The 24,494-nt window shown below is 71.5% G+C and carries 17 protein-coding genes and 1 rRNA gene; 5 read left to right on the forward strand and 13 right to left on the reverse strand.

What is annotated here, in order from left to right:
• Positions 1-27: 27 nt before the first annotated feature.
• From KBX46_RS19735 to KBX46_RS19760, 6 genes are all read right to left on the reverse strand, one after another.
• Complete coding sequence (locus KBX46_RS19735; protein ID WP_210793570.1) at positions 28-3,135, reverse strand: Rne/Rng family ribonuclease; 3,108 nt, start codon at positions 3,133-3,135, stop codon at positions 28-30.
• Between the two features lie 131 nt (positions 3,136-3,266).
• Positions 3,267-4,079, reverse strand: coding sequence for a TIGR03936 family radical SAM-associated protein (locus KBX46_RS19740; protein ID WP_141910809.1), 813 nt, complete (start codon positions 4,077-4,079; stop codon positions 3,267-3,269).
• A 149-nt stretch (positions 4,080-4,228) separates the two neighbouring features.
• Positions 4,229-5,635 carry a type VII secretion-associated serine protease mycosin gene (gene mycP, locus KBX46_RS19745; RefSeq protein ID WP_210793571.1) on the reverse strand — a complete coding sequence of 469 codons (1,407 nt, stop codon included), beginning with the start codon at positions 5,633-5,635 and terminating at the stop codon, positions 4,229-4,231.
• Positions 5,636-5,645: 10 nt separating this feature from the next.
• Positions 5,646-7,118: a hypothetical protein gene (locus tag KBX46_RS19750; protein WP_210793572.1), complete on the reverse strand. Its 1,473-nt coding sequence runs from the start codon at positions 7,116-7,118 to the stop codon at positions 5,646-5,648.
• Between the two features lie 10 nt (positions 7,119-7,128).
• Positions 7,129-7,569, reverse strand: a complete 441-nt coding sequence (locus tag KBX46_RS19755; protein ID WP_141910812.1) for a hypothetical protein — start codon at positions 7,567-7,569, stop codon at positions 7,129-7,131.
• Between the two features lie 243 nt (positions 7,570-7,812).
• Positions 7,813-9,807: a TIGR03960 family B12-binding radical SAM protein gene (locus tag KBX46_RS19760; RefSeq protein ID WP_088949738.1), complete on the reverse strand. Its 1,995-nt coding sequence runs from the start codon at positions 9,805-9,807 to the stop codon at positions 7,813-7,815.
• Between the two features lie 78 nt (positions 9,808-9,885).
• Here KBX46_RS19760 and KBX46_RS32570 point away from each other — a divergent pair, with 78 nt between their 5' ends.
• Positions 9,886-11,109 (forward strand): hypothetical protein, encoded by a 1,224-nt coding sequence (locus KBX46_RS32570; RefSeq protein WP_247667805.1) that lies wholly within the window; start codon positions 9,886-9,888, stop codon positions 11,107-11,109.
• A 115-nt stretch (positions 11,110-11,224) separates the two neighbouring features.
• Here the strand turns inward: KBX46_RS32570 and KBX46_RS19770 are convergent, their stop codons facing one another.
• Positions 11,225-11,914 (reverse strand): 1-acyl-sn-glycerol-3-phosphate acyltransferase, encoded by a 690-nt coding sequence (locus tag KBX46_RS19770; RefSeq protein ID WP_210793573.1) that lies wholly within the window; start codon positions 11,912-11,914, stop codon positions 11,225-11,227.
• 95 nt (positions 11,915-12,009) lie between these two features.
• Positions 12,010-15,156 carry an isoleucine--tRNA ligase gene (ileS, locus tag KBX46_RS19775; protein ID WP_210793574.1) on the reverse strand — a complete coding sequence of 1,049 codons (3,147 nt, stop codon included), beginning with the start codon at positions 15,154-15,156 and terminating at the stop codon, positions 12,010-12,012.
• A 499-nt stretch (positions 15,157-15,655) separates the two neighbouring features.
• Between ileS and KBX46_RS19780 the strand changes: the two genes are divergently transcribed.
• Both KBX46_RS19780 and sigJ read left to right on the forward strand, forming a co-directional pair.
• Complete coding sequence (locus KBX46_RS19780) at positions 15,656-16,096, forward strand: carboxymuconolactone decarboxylase family protein (RefSeq protein WP_210793575.1); 441 nt, start codon at positions 15,656-15,658, stop codon at positions 16,094-16,096.
• The gene (gene sigJ, locus KBX46_RS19785; RefSeq protein ID WP_088949742.1) at positions 16,093-16,971 is read left to right on the forward strand and encodes an RNA polymerase sigma factor SigJ; all 879 of its coding nucleotides are present in this window, start codon (positions 16,093-16,095) and stop codon (positions 16,969-16,971) included. Before KBX46_RS19780 ends, sigJ begins: the two co-directional genes overlap by 4 nt.
• Positions 16,972-17,008: 37 nt before the next feature.
• Here the strand turns inward: sigJ and ndk are convergent, their stop codons facing one another.
• Entirely contained in the window at positions 17,009-17,434 is a 426-nt protein-coding gene (ndk, locus tag KBX46_RS19790; RefSeq protein ID WP_088949743.1) for a nucleoside-diphosphate kinase, read from the reverse strand.
• Positions 17,435-17,576: 142 nt separating this feature from the next.
• Here ndk and KBX46_RS19795 point away from each other — a divergent pair, with 142 nt between their 5' ends.
• Positions 17,577-19,043, forward strand: a complete 1,467-nt coding sequence (locus KBX46_RS19795; RefSeq protein WP_210793576.1) for a VOC family protein — start codon at positions 17,577-17,579, stop codon at positions 19,041-19,043.
• A 42-nt stretch (positions 19,044-19,085) separates the two neighbouring features.
• On the opposite strand, the gene KBX46_RS19800 is transcribed toward KBX46_RS19795, so the two are convergent.
• From KBX46_RS19800 to KBX46_RS19810, 3 genes are read right to left on the reverse strand one after another with little or no spacing between them, the layout of a single operon-like run.
• Positions 19,086-19,586 (reverse strand): DUF4233 domain-containing protein, encoded by a 501-nt coding sequence (locus tag KBX46_RS19800; protein WP_210793577.1) that lies wholly within the window; start codon positions 19,584-19,586, stop codon positions 19,086-19,088.
• Positions 19,583-20,917 (reverse strand): folylpolyglutamate synthase/dihydrofolate synthase family protein, encoded by a 1,335-nt coding sequence (locus KBX46_RS19805; RefSeq protein ID WP_088949745.1) that lies wholly within the window; start codon positions 20,915-20,917, stop codon positions 19,583-19,585. The genes KBX46_RS19800 and KBX46_RS19805 overlap by 4 nt, the downstream gene beginning before the upstream one ends.
• On the reverse strand, positions 20,914-23,532 hold the full coding sequence (locus tag KBX46_RS19810; RefSeq protein ID WP_210793578.1) for a valine--tRNA ligase: 2,619 nt from the start codon (positions 23,530-23,532) through the stop codon (positions 20,914-20,916). The genes KBX46_RS19805 and KBX46_RS19810 overlap by 4 nt, the downstream gene beginning before the upstream one ends.
• A gap of 69 nt (positions 23,533-23,601) precedes the next feature.
• Here KBX46_RS19810 and KBX46_RS19815 point away from each other — a divergent pair, with 69 nt between their 5' ends.
• Positions 23,602-24,288 (forward strand): hypothetical protein, encoded by a 687-nt coding sequence (locus tag KBX46_RS19815; RefSeq protein WP_210793579.1) that lies wholly within the window; start codon positions 23,602-23,604, stop codon positions 24,286-24,288.
• A 127-nt stretch (positions 24,289-24,415) separates the two neighbouring features.
• Here KBX46_RS19815 and rrf read toward each other — a convergent pair.
• A 5S ribosomal RNA gene (rrf, locus tag KBX46_RS19820) occupies positions 24,416-24,494 on the reverse strand; the annotation flags it as partial.

Here is a 24,494-nt window from a genome sequence, read left to right on the forward strand (position 1 = left end):
TCGTCAAACACTTGGCCGGTCAGGCGGTCAGGGGCGCGTCCGCCGGCGGGCGCCACCCCGACGTGAACGGCGTCGGCCGGCGCCACCCTCGGTGGCGTCCTCGTCGCCGTCACCGTCGGCGAGCGCGTCCGGGTCGTCCGCCGCCGCCAACCGAGCCGACTCCCCCTGCTGGCTGTCGGAGATCGCCGGCGCGGCGGCGGTGTCCGACTCGTAGCGGGACAGGTCGTAGCCCATGGTGTCCTGGTAGTCGGCGTCCGGTTCGGCGCTGGTGTCGGTGTCGACGACCTCCACGACGGCCCGCTCGGCCGGGGCGTTCTTGCGCGCCCGGCGGCGGGACGAGGTGGTGGCCTGCTCGGCGGCCGGGGCGGGGGCGGCCACCGCCGAGGCGACCGCCTTGACCTTCTCCCCCGCGCCGGCAGGGCGCGGCTTCTCCGGCACCGGCTCGGTGTGCATGATGACGCCCCGGCCCTTGCAGCACTCGCAGGTCTCGCTGAACGCCTCCAGCAGGCCCGCGCCGATCCGCTTACGGGTCATCTGCACCAGACCGAGCGAGGTGATCTCGGTGACCTGGTGCTTGGTCCGGTCCCGGCCCAGGCACTCGGTGAGTCGGCGCAGCACCAGCTCACGGTTCGACTCCAACACCATGTCGATGAAGTCGATCACCACGATGCCGCCGATGTCGCGCAACCGGAGCTGGCGGACGATCTCCTCCGCCGCCTCCAGGTTGTTGCGGGTGACGGTCTCCTCCAGGTTGCCCCCGGAGCCGGTGTACTTACCGGTGTTGACGTCGACGACAGTCATCGCCTCGGTGCGGTCGATCACCAGCGAGCCACCGGAGGGCAGGAAGACCTTGCGGTCCAGGCCCTTGATGATCTGCTCGTCGATCCGGTACTCGGCGAAGACGTCGCTCGTCCCGACGTGCCGGCGCACCCGGTCCACCAGGTCCGGAGAGACGTGCGACAGGTACGACTCGACGATGTCGTACGACTGCTCGCCCTCGATCACCAGCTCGCGGAAGTCCTCGTTGAACAGGTCACGGACCACGCGGATGACCAGGTCCGGCTCCCCGTAGAGCAGCGCCGGGGCACCACCCTCGGCGGCCTTGGCCTGGATGTCCTCCCACTGCGCCTGGAGCCGCTTGACGTCACGGGCCAGTTCGTCCTCGGTGGCGCCCTCGGCGGCGGTGCGGACGATGACGCCCGCGCCGTCCGGAACGAGCTTCTTGAGCACGTCGCGCAGCCGCTTGCGCTCGTTGTCCGGCAGCTTGCGGCTGATCCCGGACGCGTTGCCGTTGGGCACGTAGACCAGGTGCCGGCCGGAGAGCGCGATGTGGCTGGTCAGCCGAGCGCCCTTGTGCCCGATCGGGTCCTTGGTGACCTGGACCAGCACCGAGTCGCCGGAGCGCAGCGCCTGCTCGATCGAGCGGGCCCGCCCTTCCAGGCCGGACACGTCCCAGTTGACCTCGCCGGCGTACAGCACCGCGTTGCGGCCCCGGCCGACGTCGACGAACGCCGCCTCCATGCTCGGCAGCACGTTCTGCACCTTGCCCAGGTACACGTTGCCGGCCATGGTGCCGGAGGAGTTACGGGTGACGTAGTGCTCGACCAGCACGCCGTCCTCCAGGACGGCGATCTGGGTACGGTCGCCGCGCTGGCGGACCGCCATCACGCGATCGACGGCCTCCCGGCGCGCCAGGAACTCCGACTCGCTGAGGATCGGCGGTCGGGTACGCCGCTGCTCCCGGCCGTCGCGGCGGCGCTGACGCTTGGCCTCCAGGCGGGTCGAGCCGGAGACGCCCTGCACCTCGTCGACGGTCCGGCGCGGCTCGCGGATCTTGACCACGGTCGGCACACCGTCGTCCGCGGCGCCCTCCGTGTCGCCCGCACCACGGCGACGACGACGCCGGCGACGACGGGTCAGGCCATCGCCGCCCTCGGTCTCCTCGTCCTCGTCGCTCTCGGCCTCGACCTCTGCGGTCTCTTCCTCGTCGGCCTGCGCCGCCTCCTCGGACTCCTCGTCCTCGGCGTCGTCGGCCCCGCCCTTGCCGCGGCCCCGGCCCCGGCGACCACGCCGACGCCGACGGCGCGCGGCGGCGCTGTCCTCGTCGTCCTCATCCGTCTCGGCGGCCTCGTCGGCCTCGTCGACCGGCTCTTCCTCGGCCTCGATCGCCTCGACCGGCTCGACCGGCTCGATGTCGCGGCGACCACGCCGGCGGCGGCGGGACGGCTCGGCGGCCTCCTCCACAGCCGGCTCCTCGGCGACCGGGGCCGGCTCCACCGGCCGGGTCACCGGCACAGCGTCCGGCTGGGGTGCCATGAACAGCACTGTGGGCGCCGAGAGGGCGGCCCTCCGACGACGGGTACGCGGCTGCTCCGGCTCGACCTCGGCCGGCTCGATGGGCTCATCGGCCACAGCGGGGACGGCCACACCCGGCGGCACCTCGCCCGAGCGCTCCTGCGCGCCACTGGTCCAGGCCAGCTTGGCGGCGCTCGCCCTCGGGAGGGTGTCGGTGTCGTTCAGCTCGGCCTCGGCCTCGCGCAGGTCGGACTCCGCCGGCTCCTCGTCGACAACCGGTTCCTCGGCGACGACCGGCTCCTCGATCGAGGGCTGCTCTTCGACGGCGGCCGGCTGCTCGGTGGCGGGCGGCTCCTCGACGGCAGCCGGGGTGGCCTTCTTGCGCCTGGTCCGGGTCACCTTGACCGGCGGGACCACCTCGGCCGAGGCCGCCTCCGCGGAGGCGGCGACCAACGGCTCCTCGGCGGTGGTCTCGACGGGGGTGGCCTTGCGGCGGCGCCGGGGGGTCTTCGGTGCGACGTCCTGGTCACCGGAGACCGGGGCGAAGACCTCCGCCTGCGGCGACTCGACGCTGCCGGACCCACCCGTGGACGCCTCGATCGGCGCGTCGGTCTGCTCCGGCTGATTGAGCGGGGCGGCCCGACGACGGGTCGCCCTCGCACGCCGTACCGGCGCGGCGGGCTCAGCCGTCTCCGCGCCTGCCGGTTCGACCGAGGCCGAGCCGACGGCCGTGGTAGGGGTCGCGACGGCGGCGCCGTCGGTCGTGGTGCTCTCGTCGGCGGTTTCACCGGCCGGCTGTGAACCGGTCCGTTCGCCGCCCTCGGGCTCGTTCTCGAGCATGGACGTTCTCCAGTTCTGGCTAGCCCGGGCGCGGGTGAGCGCTGCCACGCAGGGTCGCCGCAAAAGTGTTTCCGCCGGGCGCGCGTGGTGCGCGACCGCCGAAGTCTGCCTGCCAGAACACCGACCGTCGGTCAGTGCCCAACGATGGCTGCCCCGTCGCGGTCCGCATCCAACGGATCCACGATCGCACCCTGCGCGGTCAACGTGCCCTGAGCCAGCCGGGTCACCCTCGGCGAAACCGGCGGCTCCAGGTCGGCCACCACGCGGAGGCCGGAAAGGACGTCATCGGGCCGTACGGACGGGGTGACCTGCCGCACGACCAGTTCGAGTATCGCACACGGTACGGCCGGCGCCCCGGAAGGCGTCGGTGCCGACGCCGGGACATCGATGGATATCACGGCAGCACGGGCGTCGAACGTGCGTCGGCCCTGCTTGGTCATCCGCTCCACCAGCACCTCGTCGGCCGCGACGAAGGCGTCCACCGCCGCGCGCAGCACCGCCGGGTCGACCTCGGGCATCTCGATGTACCAGCGCGACGCCTCGATCCGGTCCGGGAGACTGCCTCCCTCGGCGATCACGGCGTCCAGGACGTCCAGCCCCGGTGAGAGCGCGGCGTCCAACGCGGCGCGCAACGCCTCCGGGTCGACCTCCGACTGGAGGGCGATCTCCAGGTATTCCGCCTCGCTCGCCACCCCGGTGGGGGCGGCGCTGGCGTAGGAGATCTTCGGGTGCGGGTGGAAACCCTGGGAGAAGGCGATCGGCACGGCGGCCCGGCGCAGCGCGCGTTCGAAGGCGCGGGCGAAGTCCCGGTGCGAGGTGAACCGCAGCGGGCCGCGCTTGGCGTATCGGATGCGGACGCGCTGGACGACCGGTGCCTGGCCGCCCTCGGGTTGAGGCTTCTTGGCGATCGTGGGCTCCTCGGGGGTACCTGCGTGTGCACCCATCCTGGCGCAGTGTCCGTGACGGTACGCAGCCGGGGCTGTCGCCTCGCCCCGACGAACCGGGTGGAAACGGTCGACACGGCCATGATCACTCGCCGAAGACGCCGATGGCCGGCCGGTGACGCGTAGGTCACCCGGCCGGCCATTGGCGATCAGGACCGGTTGTCGCGCCCCGGTGGAGCCGACGGGCCCCCGCCGGGCGGGCCGTAGCCCGGCGGCTGCGGCGTGTACCCGGACGGTGGGGCGTACCCGGACGGTGGGGCGTAGCCCGGGGGTGCGGGGTAACCGGGCGGCGGGGCGTAACCAGCACCCGGTGGGGCGTACCCGTCGGTGGCCACCTGGTCCAGCAGGTCGTCCGGCAGGTCGGCCGCCAGGGCCGCCTCACGGCGGTACCGACGTCGATTCCAGATCAGGAACACCGCCAACCCCAGCAGCAGCACCAGCACCACGGCGATGCCGATGACGACCACCATGACCTGCTGGTCGGTGGGGCCACCGCGGTCGCCGTGCTGGGTGACGTCGAACTCCTCGGCCGCGTCCGCTGTCCGAGTGGGTGCCGGGTTGGCCGCGGCGGCCGGGTCGAGCAGCGGATTGGCGCTGACCGGCGGCACGCTCGCGCTCAGCGCGGTCACCGGGTCGATCAGGCCGAACCCGTACTGCGGATCCCGGCCGGCGGGGCCGGCGTCCCGGGAGGTCCGGATGATCCGGTTGATCACGTTGGCGGCGTCGAGGTTCGGGTACTTCGATCGGATCAACGCGGCCAGACCGGAGACGATCGCCGTGGAGTCGGAGGTGCCGTCACCCCAGCCGTAGCCCTTGTTGCGGCCGGCGTTGTAGATGTCATCGCCAGGTGCGGCGACCACCGCCTCGGGGCCCTGGACCGAGCCGGACCAGAACCTGCCACCGCGGGTCGTCCCGGTCACGGCGATCACACCGGGGACGTTGGCGGGAGCATCGACCTTGACGCTGCCCTTGGCGATGTTGCCGGCGGCGACCACCACGACGGCGTCGCGCTCCAGGGCGTAATGGATGGCGCTGACCTCTTCGGGGGTGACGGCCGACGGCTTGCTCAGTGACACGTTGATGACCTTGGCGCCACCGTCGGCGGCCATCCTGATGCCGCGGCTGACCAGCACTTCGTCGTACGGCGCGTCATCCTCCGCAGAGTCGTCCAGTCTGATGGGCAGGATCTTCGCGCCGGGGGCGATGCCGTCCACGCCGTCGGGGCTGGCGTTCGTCGCCGCGATGATGCCGGCCATGTGCGTGCCGTGCCCCTGCGCGTCGACTCGTCCATCTCCGCTGCCGCCGTCGCTGCGGCCACCGGCGAGCACCTGGCCCTTGAGATCCGGGTGATTCGCGTCGACGCCGCTGTCCACCACTGCCACGATCACGCCCTGCCCGGTGGACAGCTTGTGCGCCTGCGCGATCCGGAGCTCATCCAAATACCACTGCTCGGCCCGCCGAGGCGCGGCGGCCGCCGGTTGGGCGGCCCCCACCACCAGGAGACCCGCCAGCAGGCAGGCAGTCACCGACCGGAACGCTGCAGCATTCACCCTCATCCGTCCGTCCTCATCGAAGGACGCCCGGGGACGCCCCGTCACCAGGGCCCCACGGATCGTCATCCTCAGTCAACCACGACGAGTGTTCGGAGCCGGTGCCACCGCCGTGCCCTGCACCGCCGGCGCCGCCCATCATGCCGCCGCCCATCATCCCGGCGCCGCCCATCCCGGTGCCGCCACGCGCGCCACCCGGCATGCCGGCGCCACCGGCACCCGCGCCAGCGGCGGCACGCAGGGCGTTGGCCGCGCTCGTCACCGGCGGAATCTTTCCGTTGCCGCCACCCACCATGCCGGGGATACCGCCGACACCGATCCCGCTGGCGGCACCCAGACCACCGCCGGACCCGAGCCCGCCGCCCGCGCCGACGCCGCCACCGAAACCACCGCCGGCTCCACCGAGACCGGCGCTGCCGACCCCGGCGCTGCCGAGGCCACCACCCACGCCACCGATGGTGGTGGGCGCGGCACCGGCCAGGCCGGTGCTGTAGCCGCCGTCGCCGTCCGGATAGCCGGAACCGGTGGTCGGCGGCGCGAATGGGCCGGGGCCTTCGAACGAGGGGCCGCCACCGGGGCCACCGGACGTCGTCGGGTTGAACGGGGCCACCGCGGACGTGGGGCCCCCGTTGATGTCGCTGATGCCGGGCGGCCTGCTGCCGATGGACGGGCCACCGCCACCACCACCGCCACCGCCGCCGCCACCAATGCCGCCGGTCTCAGGCAGCCCCTTCGGGGGCACCCGATCGTCGGGTCGATAGTCGTCCGCATGGCGTGCTGGATCGCCGACCACCAGCTTTGGACGCTCGGTGTACACGGCCGGGGGCAGCGGTGACATCGCCGTGTTCGCCGCCTGCTGATTGTCCCGGTACCAGTTGTCCAGATGGGCCTTGGTGTCCCAGAAGCCGCCCCGCTTCTGGTCACCGGCCTGGCCGTCGACCTTCATTGTCGCTTCGAGGTCGTCGGCCTTGTCGCGGAACGCCCCGTCGGCGTACGACGCGGGGTTGCTCTGGTAGTCCGCGCGCAGCGCGGCGAGGAAGCCCGACGAGCTCTCGCCGTCGCGGGCGTCATCGAGCTCGGTGCCGTTGGGCAGGCTCCACTCGTTCCACCCGAAGTCGTCCCCCAACGGGATCGGGATCGTGGCCACCACCTTGCGGATGTCGCCCTCGATCCGCGTCAACGCGCCGCTGACGTTGCTCGCGTCGGTGATCAGATCCTCGATCTGCTTGCCGATCTTGCCGAGGTGCTCGCGATACGCGTCACCGCCGCTGCCCTTCCAGCCGGCGAGCATGCCGGGCAGACCACCCACGTGCGGGCGCTCCTGACCCGTCGCGATCGGGCCGACGAACGACCGACCGACGAGCGCGTCCCGCAGATGGCCCAGACCGGCGGAGAGGTTGCTCCACCCCATCCCGACCGAGCCGACCGTTTCCGGGTCCGCGGAGAGCGTCACCTCGCGGACGCACCGCTCCCAGGTTCCTCCAGCCATGCCGTCCCCCTCAGGCCGTGTACGGGTAGGTGGGCGTGCCGCCGGCAGGGGGCGGCGGAGCCGCCGACTCCAGCAGCCGCTCGATCTCCTTGCCGTTGGCGCCGTTGCGCGCCTCGGCGTCACGGAACGCCTTGGCGATGTCCTCTGTGCCCTGCTTCAGCGCGGCGAGCTTCTGGGAGAGCGTCTTGAGGTGCGCCTCCATGTTGGCCGTGGAGGTCTCGAGCGTCCGCCACTGCAGGCGGGCGTCCTCGAACGCGCCGAAGGGCGTGCCGTTCGGAACGGCCTGGGCGTTGTTGCTGTCGCCCTTCATCCGCTCCTTGATGCGCTCCATCTCGTAGCTGAGAGTGTCCTCGACATACTGCTTCAGCCGTTCGACGTACGCGGCCGCGGCGTCCAGGTCCTCGACGCTGACGTGCAGATCGCCGGTGTTCGGCGGCGGCAAGCTCCCCATGCGGTTCCTCCCCCGTTTCCGACCCTCGGGGTCGGTCCATGTCAGACGCAGCGTATCGAAGTCTGACCACGTCGGGGCAGCCCTGGCCGCCGTCCGAACGAACCGACAGTTGTCGATGTCGTGTGCGGGGGGCGTCAGGAAGCCCGACCAACACCAACGGGTCCGCGAGGAGCGGACCCGTTGGGTGATGTCGGAAGTGGAGAGTAGTGGGTCAACGCCGCCCGGCGCTGCCCCGGAGGCGCCTCAGTGTGAGTGGCCGGCTGCCGGCACGTTCATACCGTTGCCGCCCAGCGGGGTCAGCGGCAGCAGCTTCTTACCGGTCGGGCCGATCTGGATCTCGGTGTCCATGGACGGGCAGACGCCGCAGTCGAAGCAGGGCGTCCACCGGCAGTCGTCCTGCTCGAACCCGCTGACCGAGTCCTGCCAGTCCTGCCAGAGCCAGTCCTTGTCCAGGCCCGAGTCCAGGTGGTCCCAGGGCAGGACCTCCAGCTCCTCGCGCTGCCGGGTGGTGTACCAGTCGAGGTCCACGCCGAACGCGGGCAGCGTCTCGGCAGCCGCGTCGACCCAGCGCTGGTACGAGAAGTGCTCGCTCCAACCGTCGAACCGGCCGCCGCCCTCCCAGACCTTGCGGATCACCGAGCCGACCCGGCGGTCACCCCGGGAGAGCAGTCCTTCGATCAGCGACGGCTCGCCGTCGTGGTAGCGGTAGCCGATGGCGCGGCCCAGCGACCGGTCCGAGTTGATGGCCTGCTTGAGGATCTTGAGCCGGTGGTCGATGACCTCCGGACGCTCCATCGAGGCCCACTGGAACGGGGTGTGTGGCTTCGGCACGAACCCGCCGATCGAGACGGTGCACCGGATGTCCTTGGAACCGGTGGCGGCCCGCCCGGCCCTGATCACCTCGTGGGCCATCTCCGCGATCTCGAGGACGTCCTCGTCGGTCTCGGTGGGCAGGCCGCACATGAAGTAGAGCTTCACCTGCCGCCAGCCGTTGGTGTACGCGGTGACGACGGTGCGGATCAGGTCTTCCTTCGTCACCATCTTGTTGATGACCTTGCGGATCCGCTCCGACCCGCCCTCCGGGGCGAAGGTCAGGCCGGTCCGCCGCCCGTTGCGCGACAGCTCCTGGGCGAGGTCGATGTTGAAGGCGTCCACCCGGGTCGACGGCAGCGACAGCGACACGTTGGTGCCCTCGTACTGCTGGGCGAGGCCCGAGCACATGTCGCCGATCTCGGAGTGGTCGGCCGAGGAGAGCGACAGCAGGCCCACCTCGTTGAAGCCGGAGAACTCCAGGCCGTCGCGGACCATCTGCCCGACCGTGGTGATCGACCGTTCCCGGACCGGACGGGTGATCATGCCCGCCTGGCAGAACCGGCAGCCCCGGGTGCAACCCCGGAAGATCTCCACCGCGTACCGCTCGTGGACCGTCTCGGCCAGTGGCACGAGGGGCTTCTTCGGGTACGGCCAGGCGTCCAGGTCCATCGTCGTGCGCTTGTGCACCCGGAACGGCACGTCCGCCCGGTTCGGTACGACCCGCTGGATGCGCCCGTCCGGGAGGTAGTCGACGTCGTAGAAGCGCGGCACGTAGACGCTCTCGGTGCGGGCCAGCCGCAGCAGCAGCTCGTCGCGGCCGCCCGGGGAGCCCTCGGCCTTCCACTCCCGGACGATCGCGGTGATCTCCAGGACCGCCTCCTCGCCGTCGCCGAGCACTGCGGCGTCGATGAAGTCGGCGATCGGCTCCGGGTTGAACGCGGCGTGCCCGCCGGCCACGATCACCGGGTCGGCGTCGGTGCGGTCGGCGGCCAGCATCGGGATGCCGGCCAGGTCGATCGCGGTGAGCATGTTGGTGTAACCCAGCTCGGTGGAGAAGGAGATGCCGAACACGTCGAAGCCGCGTACCGCCCGGTGCGCGTCGACCGTGAACTGCGGCACGCCGTGCGTGCGCATCAGGTTCTCCAGGTCCGGCCAGACCGCGTACGTCCGCTCGGCGAGGGTGTCGGGCAGCTCGTTCAGCACCTCGTAGAGGATCTGCACGCCCTGGTTGGGCAGGCCCACCTCGTACGCGTCGGGATACATCAACGCCCAGCGCACGGCTGCGGCATCCCAGTCCTTGGTCACCGCACCCAGCTCGCCCCCGACGTACTGGATGGGCTTGGAGACCTGGGGCAGCAGTGGCTCGAGCTGGGACCAGACCGAATTGGTCGCGGCCGCGCGCGGCGTCGTGGACGGGGCACTCATGATGGCCAAGGGTACGCGCCCGTCCGACGGTGGCGACGCGGTACTAACCTCGGACCGGCGCGAGAGGAGATTGCCGCGATGCCCGAGCCCCAGACGGGAGCAGGGCCGGCCGACGGGAACACCCCGGGCGCGGAGCCGGACCGGGATCCGGCGGCCGCCGACGAGCCGACCTCCCCACCCGTACCATCGGACCAGCCTGAGCCCTCGGCGCAGCCCACGGCTGCGGACCAACCCGAGCCGTCGGGCCAGCCCGAGTCGACCGCCACCGCCGACGTTCCGGCGCCCCGGTGGAGCGGCTCGGCCCCGGTGCCGCCTCCGTCGCCGCGCCGACCCGCCTGGGGCGAGTCGGCCGAGCCGACGCCGCCGCAGGCCGTGCCCGTCGGGCCGCCGGAGCACCAGACCCCGGTCGACCCCTGGGCCGGCGTGGACACCGGCGGCTGGGACCTGCCGTCCGCCGAGCTGCCCCCGCTGCCTCCGACGTTGCCCTACCCGTCGCCGCCGTCGACCCGGCAGTGGTCGGGTCCGCCCGCTCCCCCGGTCGGCCCGCACCCGCTGCCACCGCAGGCCGTCCCGGTGCCTCCACAGGCCGCGAGGCCCACGATGCCGAGTCGGCCGATGTCGCCGCCCGCACCTCCCCCGACGCCGGCCCGACCGCCGAAGCAGCGCCGCGGCCGGCGGTCCGACCCGCCGCCACCGGCGCCACCACCGGACTGGCAGGCCCCCAAGGGGTACGTTCCGGTGCCGGTCCGCCGACGTCGCCGCTGGCCGTGGCTGCTGCTGCTCACCCTGGCCTGCTGCTGCGGGTGCCCCGCCTACTACGGATTCCCGATCTCGGCCCAGTACCCGGCCCGCGCGGCACTGCCCGTCCAGATCGAGGACCTCAGCCTGCGTCAGGACGGCCGCAGCGCGGAAACCGCCAAGCAGTTGGAGAACGAGGTCCGACAGGAGCACTGGCTGGCCGAGGACACGTTCGCCGGCGTCTACTCCACGAACAGCGGCAAGCGGGTGACGGTCTTCGGCGGCACCGGCTTCCGGCTGAGCCCGGAGTCGGACGCGGAGGCGGAGATCAGCCGGCTCACCGACCGCTACGCGCTGAACGCCCCGGAGACGGTGGACACCGGCGTACGCGGCCGGCACGAGCGTTGCGCGGTCGGCCGGGCGGACGGCAGCGACGTGGTGGTCTGCACCTCTGTCGACCACGGCAGCATCGCCACCGGCGTGTTCACCCGGCTCTCCGTCGGTGACAGCGCCACCCTGCTGAACACGCTGCGCGCCCAGATCGTCCAACCCGAGCGGGGCTGAGTGCCGACCCACCCACGTTGATCAAGAGGTTTCGGTCAGAATCAGCCCCGCGAATGACGCAAACTTCTTGATCAACCGGGGGTGGGCGGGGGGTGGGGCCGGGGGGTGCGGGGGGTCAGGCTTCGCGGGTCGGGCCCGGGTGGGCGCGCGGCGGGGCATAGCGGGGCACGTACTCCTGGCCGGTGAGCTTCTGGATCTCGCCCATCAGCTCATCCGTCATCTGCCGCAGCGAGGCGCGGTCGTCCGGCCGGCCGGTGAAGTCCAGCGGCTTGCCGAACCGGACGGTGATCTTGGCGGTGCCGGGACGCGGCACCCGGGCACCGATCGGCTGCGCCTTGTCCGTGCCGATCATGCCGACCGGGATGATCGGCACGCCGGCGGAGATCGCCAGTCGGGCCGCCCCGGTCCGCCCTCGGTAGAGCTTCCCGTCCGGCGAGCGGGTGCCCTCCGGGTAGACCACCACCAGGTCACCGCCCTTGAGCGCCGGGATCGCCGCGTCGAACGCGGACAGCGCGGCCCGACCGCCGGCCCGCTCGACCGGAATGGCGCCCAGACCGGTGAGCACGAACTTGGAGATCGCACCCTTCACACCGGCGCCCTTGAAATACTCCGACTTGGCCCAGAACGCGAGGTGGCGGGGCACGACCGTGCCGAGGAACAGCTCGTCGGCCACGGAGAGGTGGTTGCCGGCGAAGACCGCGCCGCCGGTCGCCGGCACATGTTCCAGCCCCTCCACGGTCGGGCGGAACGCCAACCGCAGCGTCGGCGCCACGGTGAGCTTGCCGATGGTGTAGAGCAGGGGCACTGGTCCTCCGGCAGATGAGGTGCGAACAGGCGGTGTCACGGTAGCGGACGCCTCCACACTCCGCCGACGGAGGTGTGGAGGCGTCCGTACCGCGGCTACGAACGGCGGACGGTGACCGTCACCCGCTCGCCGTCGCCGACCTCACCGGCGAAGCCGTCGATGCCCTCGGCGAAGTCCACCGAGTCGGCCAGCACCTCCCGGGAGACGAAGTCGACGTACGCCGCCACTGCCGCGCGCACCTCGTCGGACGCCGACACCGACACCACGATCCGGTCGGAGACGTCCAGATCGGCGTCACGGCGGGCCTGCTGCACCACCCGCACCACGTCGCGGGCCAGCCCCTCGGCGGCCAACTCCGGGGTCACGTCGGTGTCCAGCACCACCACGCCCTCGCCGCCGGGCAGTGGCGCCGAGTGTTCGGCGTCGGCGGCGACCAGGCGCAGCTCGTACTCACCCTCGGCGAGGGTGACGCCGGCAGCCACCGGGGCGCCGTCGACCAGCTCCCAGTCCCCCGCCTTGACCGCCTTGATCACCTGCTGCACCTGCTTGCCGACCCGCGGGCCGAGCGCCCGGGGCACCACGGTCAACACCTGCTCGCAGTACGCGGACAGCTCCGCGCTGAACTCCACGGCCTTCACGTTGACCTCGTCGGTGACCAGGTCGGCGAACGGCCGCAACTGCTCCGCCGCCGGCGAGGCCACTGTCAGCTTCGACAGCGGCAGCCGCACCCGCAGACCCTTGGCCTTGCGCAGCGACAGCGCCGCCGAGGCGACCGCCCGGGTGGCGTCCATCGCGGCGACCAGGTCGTGGTCGGCCGGGAACTCGGTCGCCTCCGGCCAGTCGGTCAGGTGCACCGACCGCTCCCCGGTCAGGCCACGCCAGATCTCCTCCGCGGTCAACGGCGCGAGCGGCGCCACCACCCGGCAGAGCGTCTCCAGCACGGTCCAGAGCGTGTCGAACGCGTCGGCGTCCCCGGACCAGAACCGGTCCCGGGAGCGGCGCACGTACCAGTTGGTCAGCGCGTCCAGGTAGGACCGGACGGTGGCGCAGGCGCCGGAGATGTCGTACGCGTCCATCTGCGCGCCGACGGTGGCCACCAACTCGTTCGTCTTCGCCAGCACGTACCGGTCGAGCAGGTGAGTCGAGTCGGTACGTCGACGCGCCTGGTGCCCGTCGGCGTTGGCGTAGAGCGTGAAGAAGTACCAGACGTTCCACAGCGGCAGCAGCACCTGCCGGACGGCGTCGCGGATGCCCGCCTCGGTGACCGCCATGTCACCGCCGCGCAGCACCGGCGAGGACATCAGCATCCACCGCATCGCGTCCGAGCCGTACGCGTCGAAGACGTGGTAGACGTCCGGGTAGTTGCGCAGGCTCTTGGACATCTTGCGCCCGTCCGAGCCCAGCAGGATGCCGTGGCTCAGGCAGTTGCGGAACGCCGGCCGGTCGAACAGCGCGGTGGCCAGCACGTGCATCGTGTAGAACCAGCCGCGGGTCTGCCCGATGTACTCGACGATGAAGTCACCCGGGTAGTGGTGCTCGAACCAGTCCGCGTTCTCGAACGGGTAGTGCACCTGGGCGAACGGCATCGAACCGGACTCGAACCAGCAGTCCAGCACCTCCGGCACCCGGCGCATCATCGACTGACCGGTCGGGTCGTCCGGGTTCGGGCGGACCAGGTCGTCCACCGCCGGCCGGTGCAGGTCGGTGAGGCGTACGCCGAAGTCACGTTCGATGTCGGCGAGCGAGCCGTAGACGTCGAGCCGGGGGTAGTTCGGGTCGTCGGACTTCCACGCCGGGATCGGCGAACCCCAGAACCGGTTCCGGCTGATCGACCAGTCCCGGGCGTTGGCCAGCCACTTGCCGAACGAGCCGTCCTTGATGTGGCCGGGCGTCCAGTTGATCTCCTGGTTCAGCTCGACCATCCGGTCCCGGAACTGCGTCACGGCGACGAACCACGACGAGACCGCCTTGTAGACCAGCGGGGTGTCGCAGCGCCAGCAGTGCGGGTACGAGTGGGTGTAGGTGTCCTGCTTGAGCACCACCCCCCGCTCCTTCAGCTCCCGGATCACCGGCTTGTTGACGTCGAAGACCTGCTCACCCTGGTACGGCGGGACCAGCGCCGTGAACCGGGTGTGGTCGTCCACCGTGACGATGGTCGGGATGCCGGCGGCGTTGCAGACGTTCTGGTCGTCCTCACCGAAGGCAGGGGCGAGGTGCACGATCCCGGTGCCGTCCTCGGTGGTGACGAACTCCGCGCCGAGCACCTGGTAGGCGTTCTCCCCGCCCTGCTCGACGAGGAAGTCGAACAGCGGCGTGTAGCGGCGTCCGACCAGGTCACGGCCGTACACCGTGCCGACCTGCTCGAAACCGTCCAGCTCCTTGGCGTACGCGGCCAGCCGCGCCGCGCCGACCACGAACCGCTCCCCGTCGCGTTCCAGCACCGCGTACTCGATGTCCGGGCCGACGGCGAGCGCCAGGTTCGACGGCAGGGTCCACGGCGTGGTCGTCCAGACGCCCAGCTTGACCGGCCCGCGCAGCAGCTCCGGGGCGGACTCGTCGGCGGTCAGCCCGAACCACACCGACAGCGTGGGGTCGTGCCGGTCCCGGTAGACGTCGTCCATCCGGGTCTCGGTGTTCGACAGCGGCGTCTCGCAGCGCCAGCAGTACGCCAGCACCCGGAAACCCTCGTAGATCAGACCCTTGTCGTGCAGGGTCTTGAAGGCCCACATGACGCTTTCCATGTAGTCCAGGTCGAGGGTCTTGTAGTCGTTGGCGAAGTCGACCCAGCGGGCCTGCCGGTTGATGTACCGCTCCCAGTCCTGGGTGAACTCCAGCACCGAGGCACGACAGGCGTCGTTGAACCGGGCCACGCCCAGGTCGATGATCTCCGCCTTGCTGGTGATGCCGAGCTGCTTCTCGGCCACCACCTCGGCGGGCAGGCCGTGGCAGTCCCAGCCGAAGCGCCGCTCGACGTGCCGCCCACGCATGGTCTGGTAGCGCGGCACCACGTCCTTGACGTACCCGGTGAACAGGTGGCCGTAGTGCGGCAGGCCGTTGGCGAACGGCGGGCCGTCGTAGAAGACGTACTCGTTCTTACCGTCGTCGCCGGCCGGGCGGGCCTCGACGCTGGCCTCGAAGGTCTTGTCGGCCGTCCAGTGCTCCAGGACCCGGCGCTCGACCGCGGGCAGGTCCGGGCTCGCCGGGACACCGGCGGCGGTCGGGTCGTGCAACGGATAGGCCATCGGGGGTCGCTCTCCTCATGCAGCTCACTCAACGTGGGTCTGCGAGGACGAACCGTCCGGGGTACGCCTCGAACGGCGCTCCCGGGTGGTCCGCGGTACCACCCCGCTTGGCGGTCAGGGTCGACCGCCCGCTCATTGCCGGCTGTGACGGGCCGCACCCGTCCGGTTCTACTGGGTCGGTTGCCCGACTGTTCTTCCGGAGGCTCACCGGTGATGGCCGGGTCATCGCCTTACAGCGCTCAACGATACAAGACTCAGCCGCCACCCCGCCGCCGAGTAAACGCGCGAACGCACCGGCGCTTGACGCGAGTGGGGCGCTCCTGCGAACTTCGCCGGTGCGTTCTCGCCCGCGTGAGGTGCTGGCCGACACCGTCCCGACCGGGCGCGGCTGAGCCACCCGGCGCCACCCGCATGACCCGGATCACAGCCGGAGCTGTCACGGTTGGCCCCGGTCGGTCCGTCGTCACGGTGTCGGAACCGATCAGGGAGGTAGTCAGTCATGCAACGGATGAACACCGCCGAGGTCATGCCGCAGGGATACCGGGCCGTGCTGGGCCTGGAGAAGTACGTCCAGACGAACGTCGACAGCACCGTCCTGGAGCTGGTGAAGCTGCGCGCGTCGATGCTGAACGGCTGTTCCTACTGCGTCGACATGCACAGCCGGGACGCGCTCGGCGCCGGCGAGTCGAGCCGTCGGCTCTTCGCGGTGGCCGCCTGGCGGGAGGCGCCCTTCTTCGACGAGCGGGAGCGGGCCGCGCTGGCGCTCACCGACGCGGTGACCCGCCTCGGCGACCACGGCGTACCGGACGACGTCTGGGACGCCGCCGCGAAGGTGTGGTCGGAGAAGGAGCTTGCCGACCTGATACTCGCTATTGCCACAATCAACGTGTGGAACCGACTGGCGATCACCACTCGCACGGAGCCCCCGGCGCAGGTGTGACCACCGAGGCGGCGCAGGCGGCCGGTGCGCTCCAGGCGCACCGGCCGATGCTGCTCGGGCTGGCGTACCGCCTGCTCGGCAGCCGGCACGACGCCGAGGACGTGCTCCAGGAGGCATACCTACGGTGGCTGGGTGTGGACCGCTCGACGGTGGCCGAGCCACGCCGCTACCTGTCCCGGGTCGTCACCCGGCTGGCCCTCGACCGGCTGCGGGCCAGGCAGGCGACCCGGGAGACGTACGTCGGGCCGTGGCTGCCCGAGCCGGTGCCCACCGAGCCCTCGCCGTTCGGGCCGTTGGACCGCGCGGAGCTGCGCGACTCGCTGTCCACCGCCCTGCTGCACGTGCTGGAGCGCCTCACCCCGCCGGAGCGGGCGGTCTACGTCCTGCACACCGCGTTCGACCTGCCGTACGCCGAGATCGCCGAGATCCTGGACCGGACCCCCGAGGACTGTCGGCAGCTGCACCACCGGGCGGCCGCCCGGGTACGCCAGGAGCAGCGACGGTTCACCGCCACCCGCTCGGAGCGGGAACGGTTGCTGGACGCGTTCCTCGCCGCCGCCCGCGACGGTGACCTGGCGACGCTGACCGGGCTGGTCGCCAAGGACGCCACGGCGTGGAACGACGGCGGCGGCCGGGCGCGGGCCGCCCGCAACCCGGTCACCGGGGCGGACCGGATCGCCCGCTTCTTCGCCGGGATCTACGGTCCGGGAAGCCGGAGCTGGACACTGCGTCGGCTGGAGTTGAACGGCGAACCCGGCGCCCTGCTCGTCCGCGCGGACGGCAGCCGCTACACGTTGACCGTCACGGCGGCCGACGGCCGGATCACCGGGGTCTACGTGGTGGGTAACCCGGCGAAGCTGCCGTCGGTCGACTGAACCCGCCGCCCGCCAGCCCCGTGTCGACGACCCCTGGTCAGCCGAGCTCGGGGAACCAGAGCGCGATCTCGCGCTTGGCGCTGTCCGTCGAGTCGGAGGCGTGCACCAGGTTCTCCCGGTTGGACAGCGACAGGTCACCCCGGATGGTGCCGGCGGCGGCCTTGCGCCCGTCGGTGGCGCCGACCAGACCGCGGACCACGTCGATGACCTGGTCGCCGGAGAGCACCAGGGCGACCAGCGGACCGCCGGTCATGAAGTCCTTCAGCGGCGGGTAGAACGCCTTGTCGACGTGCTCGGCGTAGTGCTCGTCGGCGAGCGCCGCGTCCATCGTCCGGTGCGCCATCGCGTCGATCCGCAGCCCCTTGCGCTCGAAGCGGGAGAGAACCTCGCCGACCAGGCCGCGGCGGACCGCGTCGGGCTTGATCAGAACGAGGCTGCGCTCATCCGGGCTGTTGCTGGACACGCTGGGTTCCTCCTGTACGCGTTGAACGCTCGAGATCGGTACGGTCAGCGTAGCGACCCGGTCCCGGCGCCGGCGCGGCGGCCGGTCTTTCCCCCGGTGGCCGATCCGGCCTAGCCTGGCCCTGACCCCCGGGAGGTCCACTGTGGCGAATGGCGGGAGCCGGCCCATCGCGCCGGTACGCAAACTGATCGGCACGGTGCTGGGCACCGTGGCCACGTTCGTCGTCCTCTTCGGGCTGGGTATGACCAGTTGGGCCATCGTGGCCCTCGGCGTCGCCCTGCTGGTGCTGGCGATCGCGCTGGCGACCGTGCGCGGCGGCGGGCGCACCTGGGTGGTCGGCGTCGGGCACGTGCACAGCGCCTCCGAACCACCCACCCAGTACGCGTTCGGCCGCTGCGAGCTCCAACTGGTGATCGACGCGCCCGGCCTGCCACCGCGATCCAAGAAGATCATCGAACCACGGGTGCCGGTTTCGAAGTGGCCGTCGCTGGGCCAGACCCTGCCGATCCGGGTCGCGCTCGACGACCAGCGGCACGTCAAGGTCCTCTGGGACGAGGTGCCGACCCACGCCGAGACGGCCGCCGCCGTCGCCGACCTCCCGCCGGAGTTCGCCGACGTCGACGCGGTGGACGAGGTGTTGATCCAGCAGGACGCCCCGCCGTGGGCCGACCGTGGGCCGGACGACGATTTCCGGGACGACCTCCGCGACCCGCTCGGCGACCCGTTCCGCGACCCGCTCGGCCCCGACCCGGTACGCAGCGATCACCTGCGCACCGACCCCCTGCACGACGACCCGCTGCGCGACGACCCGGGCGTCGTGCCCGAGGAGCGCGAGCCGGTGGTGATGCACCAGAGCCCGGGCGGCCCGGTGGTGTTGGAGGGCGTCCTCGTCGAGCAGCAGGCCAGTGGTGGGCTGCCCCGACGGGCCACCCCGGCGCCACGCTCACCCGTTGAGGAGCGCTTCGACGAGCCCGACGCCGACCGGTTCGACCTGTCGGAGGACGACCGGGCGACCCCACCCCCCGCTGACCCCGTCGACCCGTCCAGGGCGCAACGCGCCGACCCGCCGCCCGCGCAGCGCTCCGGGCCGGGCGCGACCGACCCACTGGACCCCCTCGACCTCCCGCTGGACGACCCCACCCCGGCCGGGGCGGGCCGCGAGACGGTCACCGACGAGGAGTTGGACCAGGCGATCTTCGGGTTCGCCTCGGACGCGGCCGCGGATCCGACCGCGCCGATCAGCGGGGTGGGTCTCACCCTGCTGGTGACCGACCTGTCCCGCTCGCTCGGCTTCTACCGCGACGTGCTCGGCTTCACCGAGGTCGACCAGGGCGCCCACAACGCCATCCTCGCCTCCGGCACGACCCGGCTCGTCCTGCGCGAGGTGACCGGGGCGGCGCCGATCAGCCGCCGGCTGGTGCACGTCAACCTCGAGGTGAACGACATCGAAGCGGCGTACGAGCGGCTACGCGGGTCGGGCGTCCGCTTCACGTACGCGCCCCGGGTGGTCAACCGCGGCACGAAGCTGGAGGTGTGGGCGGCGGCGTTCCGTGACCCGGACGGCCACGGCATCGCCCTCACCCAGTGGCGTGAACGCGCCGACGCCTGACCCGTCCCGTCGCGCCTCGGGCTGACGGCCGACGGTCGGCCGTCAGCCCAGGATGACCCGGCGGACGTGCAGCGCGTACGCCCAGACCAGGGCGAAGATGATGCCCAGTCCGAGCAGCGACCAGTGCAGCAGACCGCCCAGCATCAGCAGTCCCTGGAGCACGGTGCCGGCATTCCACGCCCACGGGCGGCGCATCATGCCGGCGAGCACGATGGCAGCCACCGCCAGTGCCACCACGACACCGATCGCGGCGCCGCTCAGGTCACCGCCGACCACCCGGACCGGCTGGATCGCCAGCAACAGCACCAGCGCCTCCAACCCGAGGGTTCCCGCACCCAGGCCGCGTACCGCCGCCTCCGGGTTTCGCAACCCGGAGCGTCGTGGCTGCCCGGCGTCGGGCCCGTCCTCGGGTCGATCGGCCGGCGAGCCGGGCACGGCCTGACCAGCCGGGACGCCGGGCGCGCCCTGATCAGCCGGCGAGCCGGCCGGGGCCTGGTCGGTGGGGTCGTCGGTGACGTGCGGGTCCCGCTCCGGGCCGCTCATCGCTTCAGCAGCCGGCGGGCGTCGGCGACCGTCACCACCGAACCGGTGACCAGCACCCCGACCCCGCTGAGCTCACCGGGGACGTCCTCCTCGGCCAGCGCCACCGCCAGCTCGATCGCGTCCGGCATCTCCTCGGCCGTCGACACCCGCTCCTCACCGAAGATCTCGGCGGCCAGCGCGGCGAGGTCGTCCGTGGGCATCGCCCGTGGCGAGCTGTTGCGGGTGACCACCAGCTGGTCGATTACCGGCTCCAGCAGCTCCAACAGCCCTTCCGCGTCCTTGTCGGCGAGGACGCCGACGACCGCCACCAACTTGCTGAACGCGAACTCCTCCTGGAGCGCGGTGACGGTGGCGGCCATGCCGTGCGGGTTGTGCGCACCGTCGAGCAGGATGGTCGGGGCGTTGCGCACCCGCTCCAGCCGACCCGGGGAGCTGGTCGAGGAGAAGCCCTCCCGGACCGTCTCGACGTCGAGCTGCCGGCGACTCCCGGCGCCCAGGAACGCCTCCACGGCGGCGAGCGCCACAGCGGCGTTCTGTGCCTGGTGGGCCCCGTGCAGCGGAATGAACACGTCGTCGTAGACGCCGCCCAGGCCCTGGAGGCTGAGCACCTGGCCGCCGACGGCGACCGCCCGGCTCAGTACGCCGAACTCGCCGCCCTCCCGCGCGATGGTGGCCCCGACCTCGGCGCACCGATCGAGGAGGGGGCCTGCCGCCTCCTCGTCCTGCGCTGCCGCGATGACGGTGGCGCCTGGGTGGATGATGCCGGCCTTGGCCAGCGCGATGTCCTGAATGGTGTCGCCGAGCCACTCGGTGTGGTCCAGGCCGATCGGGGTGATCACGCAGACCCCCGCCTGGATGACGTTGGTGGCGTCCTCGGCACCGCCGAGGCCCACCTCGACGACCGCGATGTCGACCGGCGCGTCGGCGAACGTGGCGAACGCCAGCGCGGTGGTCATGTCGAAGTACGTCAACGGCTCGTCGGACCGCGCGTCGATCAGCTCGGCCAGTGGCTTGATCTCCCGGTACACCGACGTGAACCGCTCCTCGCTGACCGGCTCACCGTCCAGGCTGATCCGCTCCCGGACGGTCTCCAGGTGCGGGCTGGTGTACCGCCCGGTGTGCAGCCCGTGCGCTCGCAACAGCGAGTCGATCATCCGCGCGGTGGAGGTCTTGCCGTTGGTGCCGGTCAGGTGGATCGCCGGGTAGGCCCGCTGAGGGCTGCCGAGCAGGTCGAGCAGTGACTCGATCCGGTCCAGCTCGAAGACCATGCGGGTGAAGCCGCGAGCATTCAGCTCGGCCTCGACAGCGGCGAATTCGGTACGGTCGGTCACGAGGAAAGTGTCTCCAGAGCAGCGTCGATCCGGACCAGGTCGGCCTCGGCGGTGGCGAGCCGGTCGCGGATCTTCGCGACCACCGGCTCGGGGGCCTTGCCGATGAAGGCGGGGTTGTCGAGCTTCGCCCGGGCCTGCGCGACCTCCTTCTCGGCGGCGGCGCGGTCCTTCGTCAGCCGGGCCCGCTCCGCAGCCAGGTCGATCGACCCCCGGGTGTCCAACGCGACACCGACCGCGCCGGGCATGGCCAGCGTGGCGCTGGCCTGGAAGTCGTCCCCGGCCGGGTCCAGCCGGACCAGCGAACGGATCAGCGGCTCGTGGGCGGCGATGCCCGCCCCGGTCAGCCCGTCCAGCCGGGCGGCCACCCGCTGCGTCGGGCGCAGCCCCTGGTCGGAACGGAACCGGCGGATCTCGGTGACCACCCGCTGCACACTGATCAGCTCGGCCTCGGCGGCGTCGTCGATCAGCGCACGGTCGGCCACCGGCCAGGCCGCGTTCTGCACCGTCTCGCCGCCGGTCAGCGCGAGCCACAGCTCCTCGGTGACGAACGGGATGACCGGGTGCAGCAGCCGCAGCAGCTGGTCCAGCACGTGCCCGAGCACCCGGCGGCTCGCCTCGGCCCGCTCACCGCCCTCACCGAGCACCGGCTTGCTCAGCTCGACGTACCAGTCGCAGACGTCGTCCCAGGCGAAGTGGTAGAGCAGGTCACACACCTTGGCGAACTCGTACGCCTCGAACTGCTCGTCGACCTCGGCGGTGACGTGCGCCAGCCGGGACAGGATCCACCGGTCGACGGTGGAGAGCTGCTCGGCGGGCGGCAGGTCGCCGGTGGTGTGGGCACCGTTCATCAGGGCGAAGCGGGTGGCGTTCCAGAGCTTGTTGCAGAAGTTGCGCGAGCCCTGGCACCACTCCTCGCTGACCGGGACGTCCTGCCCGGGGTTGGCGCCACGAGCCAGCGTGAACCGGGTGGCGTCGGCCCCGAACCGGTCGATCCAGTCCAGCGGGTCGACGACGTTGCCGAACGACTTGGACATCTTCTTGCCGTGCTCGTCGCGGACCATGCCGTGCAGGGCCACCACGTCGAACGGCTGCTTGCCGTCCATCGCGTACAGACCGAACATCATCATCCGGGCGACCCAGAAGAAGAGGATGTCGTAGCCGGTGACCAGGACGCTGGTCGGGTAGAACTTGGCGAGGTCCGGGGTCTGCTCCGGCCAGCCGAGAGTGGAGAACGGCCAGAGCGCGCTGGAGAACCAGGTGTCCAGGACGTCCTCGTCCTGCCGCCAGCCGTCGCCGGTCGGCGGCTGCTCGTCCGGGCCGACGCAGACGACCTCGCCCTGCGGGCCATACCAGACCGGGATCCGGTGCCCCCACCAGAGCTGGCGGGAGATGCACCAGTCGTGCATGTTGTCGACCCAGGCGAAGTAGCGCTTGGACAGCTCGGCCGGCTCGATGCGCACCCGACCGTCGCGCACCGCGTCACCGGCGGCCTGGGCCAGCGGGGCGGTGTTGACGAACCACTGCAACGACAACCGCGGCTCGACTGTCGTCTTGCACCGCGAGCAGTGCCCGACCGCGTGCACGTACGGCCGCTTCTCGGCCACGATCCGGCCCTGCTCGCGCAGTGCGGCCACGATCGCGGGCCGCGCCTCGAACCGGTCCAGCCCTTCGAACGGGCCGGGCACGGTGATCACCCCACGCTCGTCCATCACGGTGAGCGCGGGCAGGTCGTGGCGCTGGCCGATCTCGAAGTCGTTGGGGTCGTGTGCCGGGGTCACCTTGACCATGCCGGTGCCGAACGACGGGTCGACGTGCGCGTCGGCGACGATCGGGATGCGACGGCCGGTGAGCGGCAGCTCGACCTCGGTGCCGATCAGGTGCTGGTAGCGCTCGTCGTCCGGGTGCACCGCCACGGCGGTGTCGCCCAGCATCGTCTCGGCCCGGGTGGTGGCCACCACGACCTCGTCGCTGTAGCGGATCGAGATCAGCTCACCGTCGTCGTCGGTGTGCTCGACCTCGATGTCGGAGAGGGCGGTGAGGCAGCGTGGGCACCAGTTGATGATCCGGTTGGCCCGGTAGATGAGCCCCTCGTCGAAGAGCTTCTTGAAGATCGTCTGGACGGCGCGGGTCAGCCCCTCGTCCATGGTGAAGCGCTCACGGTCCCAGTCGACGGAGTCGCCGAGACGCCGCATCTGCCCGAGGATCGCCCCACCGGACTCGGCCTTCCACTGCCAGACCCGCTCGACGAACTTTTCCCGGCCGAGGTCGTGCCGGGACAGGCCCTCGGCGGCGAGCTGGCGCTCCACCAGGTTCTGGGTGGCGATGCCAGCGTGGTCCATGCCGGGCAGCCACAGCGCCTCGAAGCCCTGCATCCGCTTACGCCGGGTCAAGGCGTCCATCAGCGTGTGCTCGAACGCGTGGCCCATGTGCAGCGAGCCGGTGACGTTCGGCGGCGGGATGACGATCGTGAAGGGGGGCTTGTCGCTGTCGGCGGACGCCCGGAAGTGCCCGTCGGCTACCCACTGCTCGTACCGTCGCTGCTCTACCTCGCCGGGCTGGTACTGGCCGGCAAGGGTCGGGGCTGCGGGGCGGTGGGCATCCAGTCTCTCGGTCACCTGACAAGTCTACGGAGGGCTTCCGCAGACCTGACGTGCGCCACCTGTGGTTCGCGTACGGTGTCGGCTATGTCCGACGCACATCTCACCGAGCGTTCGCTCGACGGCGGTCGCGAGCCGGTCGAGCTGACCGAAGAACCGATCCAGCTGAGCACCCGCGACTCCGGTGGCGACCCGGACGAGCGGTCGGGTGGCTGGTCCCGCCGGCGCAAGATCGCTTGGACTGCCGCCCTGGTGGTCGGCCTCGCCGGCGCCGGAGTGCTGGGTGTGGGTGGGTGGCGGATCGCGCAGCAGAAGGACACGCAACTGACGTCGCCGGACCAGGTGGCGGGTCTGACCCGCGACGACAGTGAACGGGCGAAGAGCACCGCCGACTACCTGCGCAGCGGCTTGGCGGCGGACATCGAACTGGACCGCAGCTTCGGCACCGTCTACCGGGACCCGGCCGACGACAAGCGCTCGGTCCTCGTCTTCGGAGGCACCACGCTGCTGTGGCAGCCGGAACGGGACCTGGACAGTCTCTTCCGCCTCATGTCGGATGAGACCGGTGCGGTGAGCGGCCTCCGCGAGGTGCCCGCCGGTGACCTGGGCGGCGTGATGAAGTGCGGCAGCACCAGCGGCGAGGGCGGCGACTTCGCGGTCTGCGGCTGGGCCGACCACGGCAGCGTGGTGATGGCGATGTTCCCTGGACGGTCGGTCGGCGACGCCGGCGGCCTGTTGCGTAACCTCCGCAACGGCATGCAGACCCGGGGCTGACGCGGCCCACCGGCCGCCCCATCGGTTTTCCTGATATCGGGTTATGGAGTGGCCGCGGATACCACGGTTTTTCTGGGGCAACGCAGAAAGGGCCACCCGATAACGGGTGACCCTTTCTGGAAAGATTGTCCGGCGGCGTCCTACTCTCCCACACCCTCACGAGTGCAGTACCATCGGCGCTGGAGGGCTTAGCTTCCGGGTTCGGA

Origin of the sequence: Micromonospora sp. C81 (genome assembly GCF_018070425.1) — a bacterium.
GTDB lineage: Bacteria > Actinomycetota > Actinomycetes > Mycobacteriales > Micromonosporaceae > Micromonospora > Micromonospora zamorensis.

Coding starts and splice junctions, on each gene's coding strand:
- KBX46_RS19815 (WP_210793579.1), top strand. CDS start 23,602: ATGTCCGACGCACATCTCACCGAGCGTTCGCTCGACGGCGGTCGCGAG.
- KBX46_RS19750 (WP_210793572.1), bottom strand. CDS start 7,118: ATGGCTGGAGGAACCTGGGAGCGGTGCGTCCGCGAGGTGACGCTCTCC.
- KBX46_RS19800 (WP_210793577.1), bottom strand. CDS start 19,586: ATGAGCGGCCCGGAGCGGGACCCGCACGTCACCGACGACCCCACCGAC.
- KBX46_RS19780 (WP_210793575.1), top strand. CDS start 15,656: ATGCAACGGATGAACACCGCCGAGGTCATGCCGCAGGGATACCGGGCC.
- ileS (WP_210793574.1), bottom strand. CDS start 15,156: ATGGCCTATCCGTTGCACGACCCGACCGCCGCCGGTGTCCCGGCGAGC.
- KBX46_RS19755 (WP_141910812.1), bottom strand. CDS start 7,569: ATGGGGAGCTTGCCGCCGCCGAACACCGGCGATCTGCACGTCAGCGTC.
- mycP (WP_210793571.1), bottom strand. CDS start 5,635: ATGAGGGTGAATGCTGCAGCGTTCCGGTCGGTGACTGCCTGCCTGCTG.
- KBX46_RS19740 (WP_141910809.1), bottom strand. CDS start 4,079: ATGGGTGCACACGCAGGTACCCCCGAGGAGCCCACGATCGCCAAGAAG.
- KBX46_RS19760 (WP_088949738.1), bottom strand. CDS start 9,807: ATGAGTGCCCCGTCCACGACGCCGCGCGCGGCCGCGACCAATTCGGTC.
- KBX46_RS32570 (WP_247667805.1), top strand. CDS start 9,886: ATGCCCGAGCCCCAGACGGGAGCAGGGCCGGCCGACGGGAACACCCCG.
- KBX46_RS19735 (WP_210793570.1), bottom strand. CDS start 3,135: ATGCTCGAGAACGAGCCCGAGGGCGGCGAACGGACCGGTTCACAGCCG.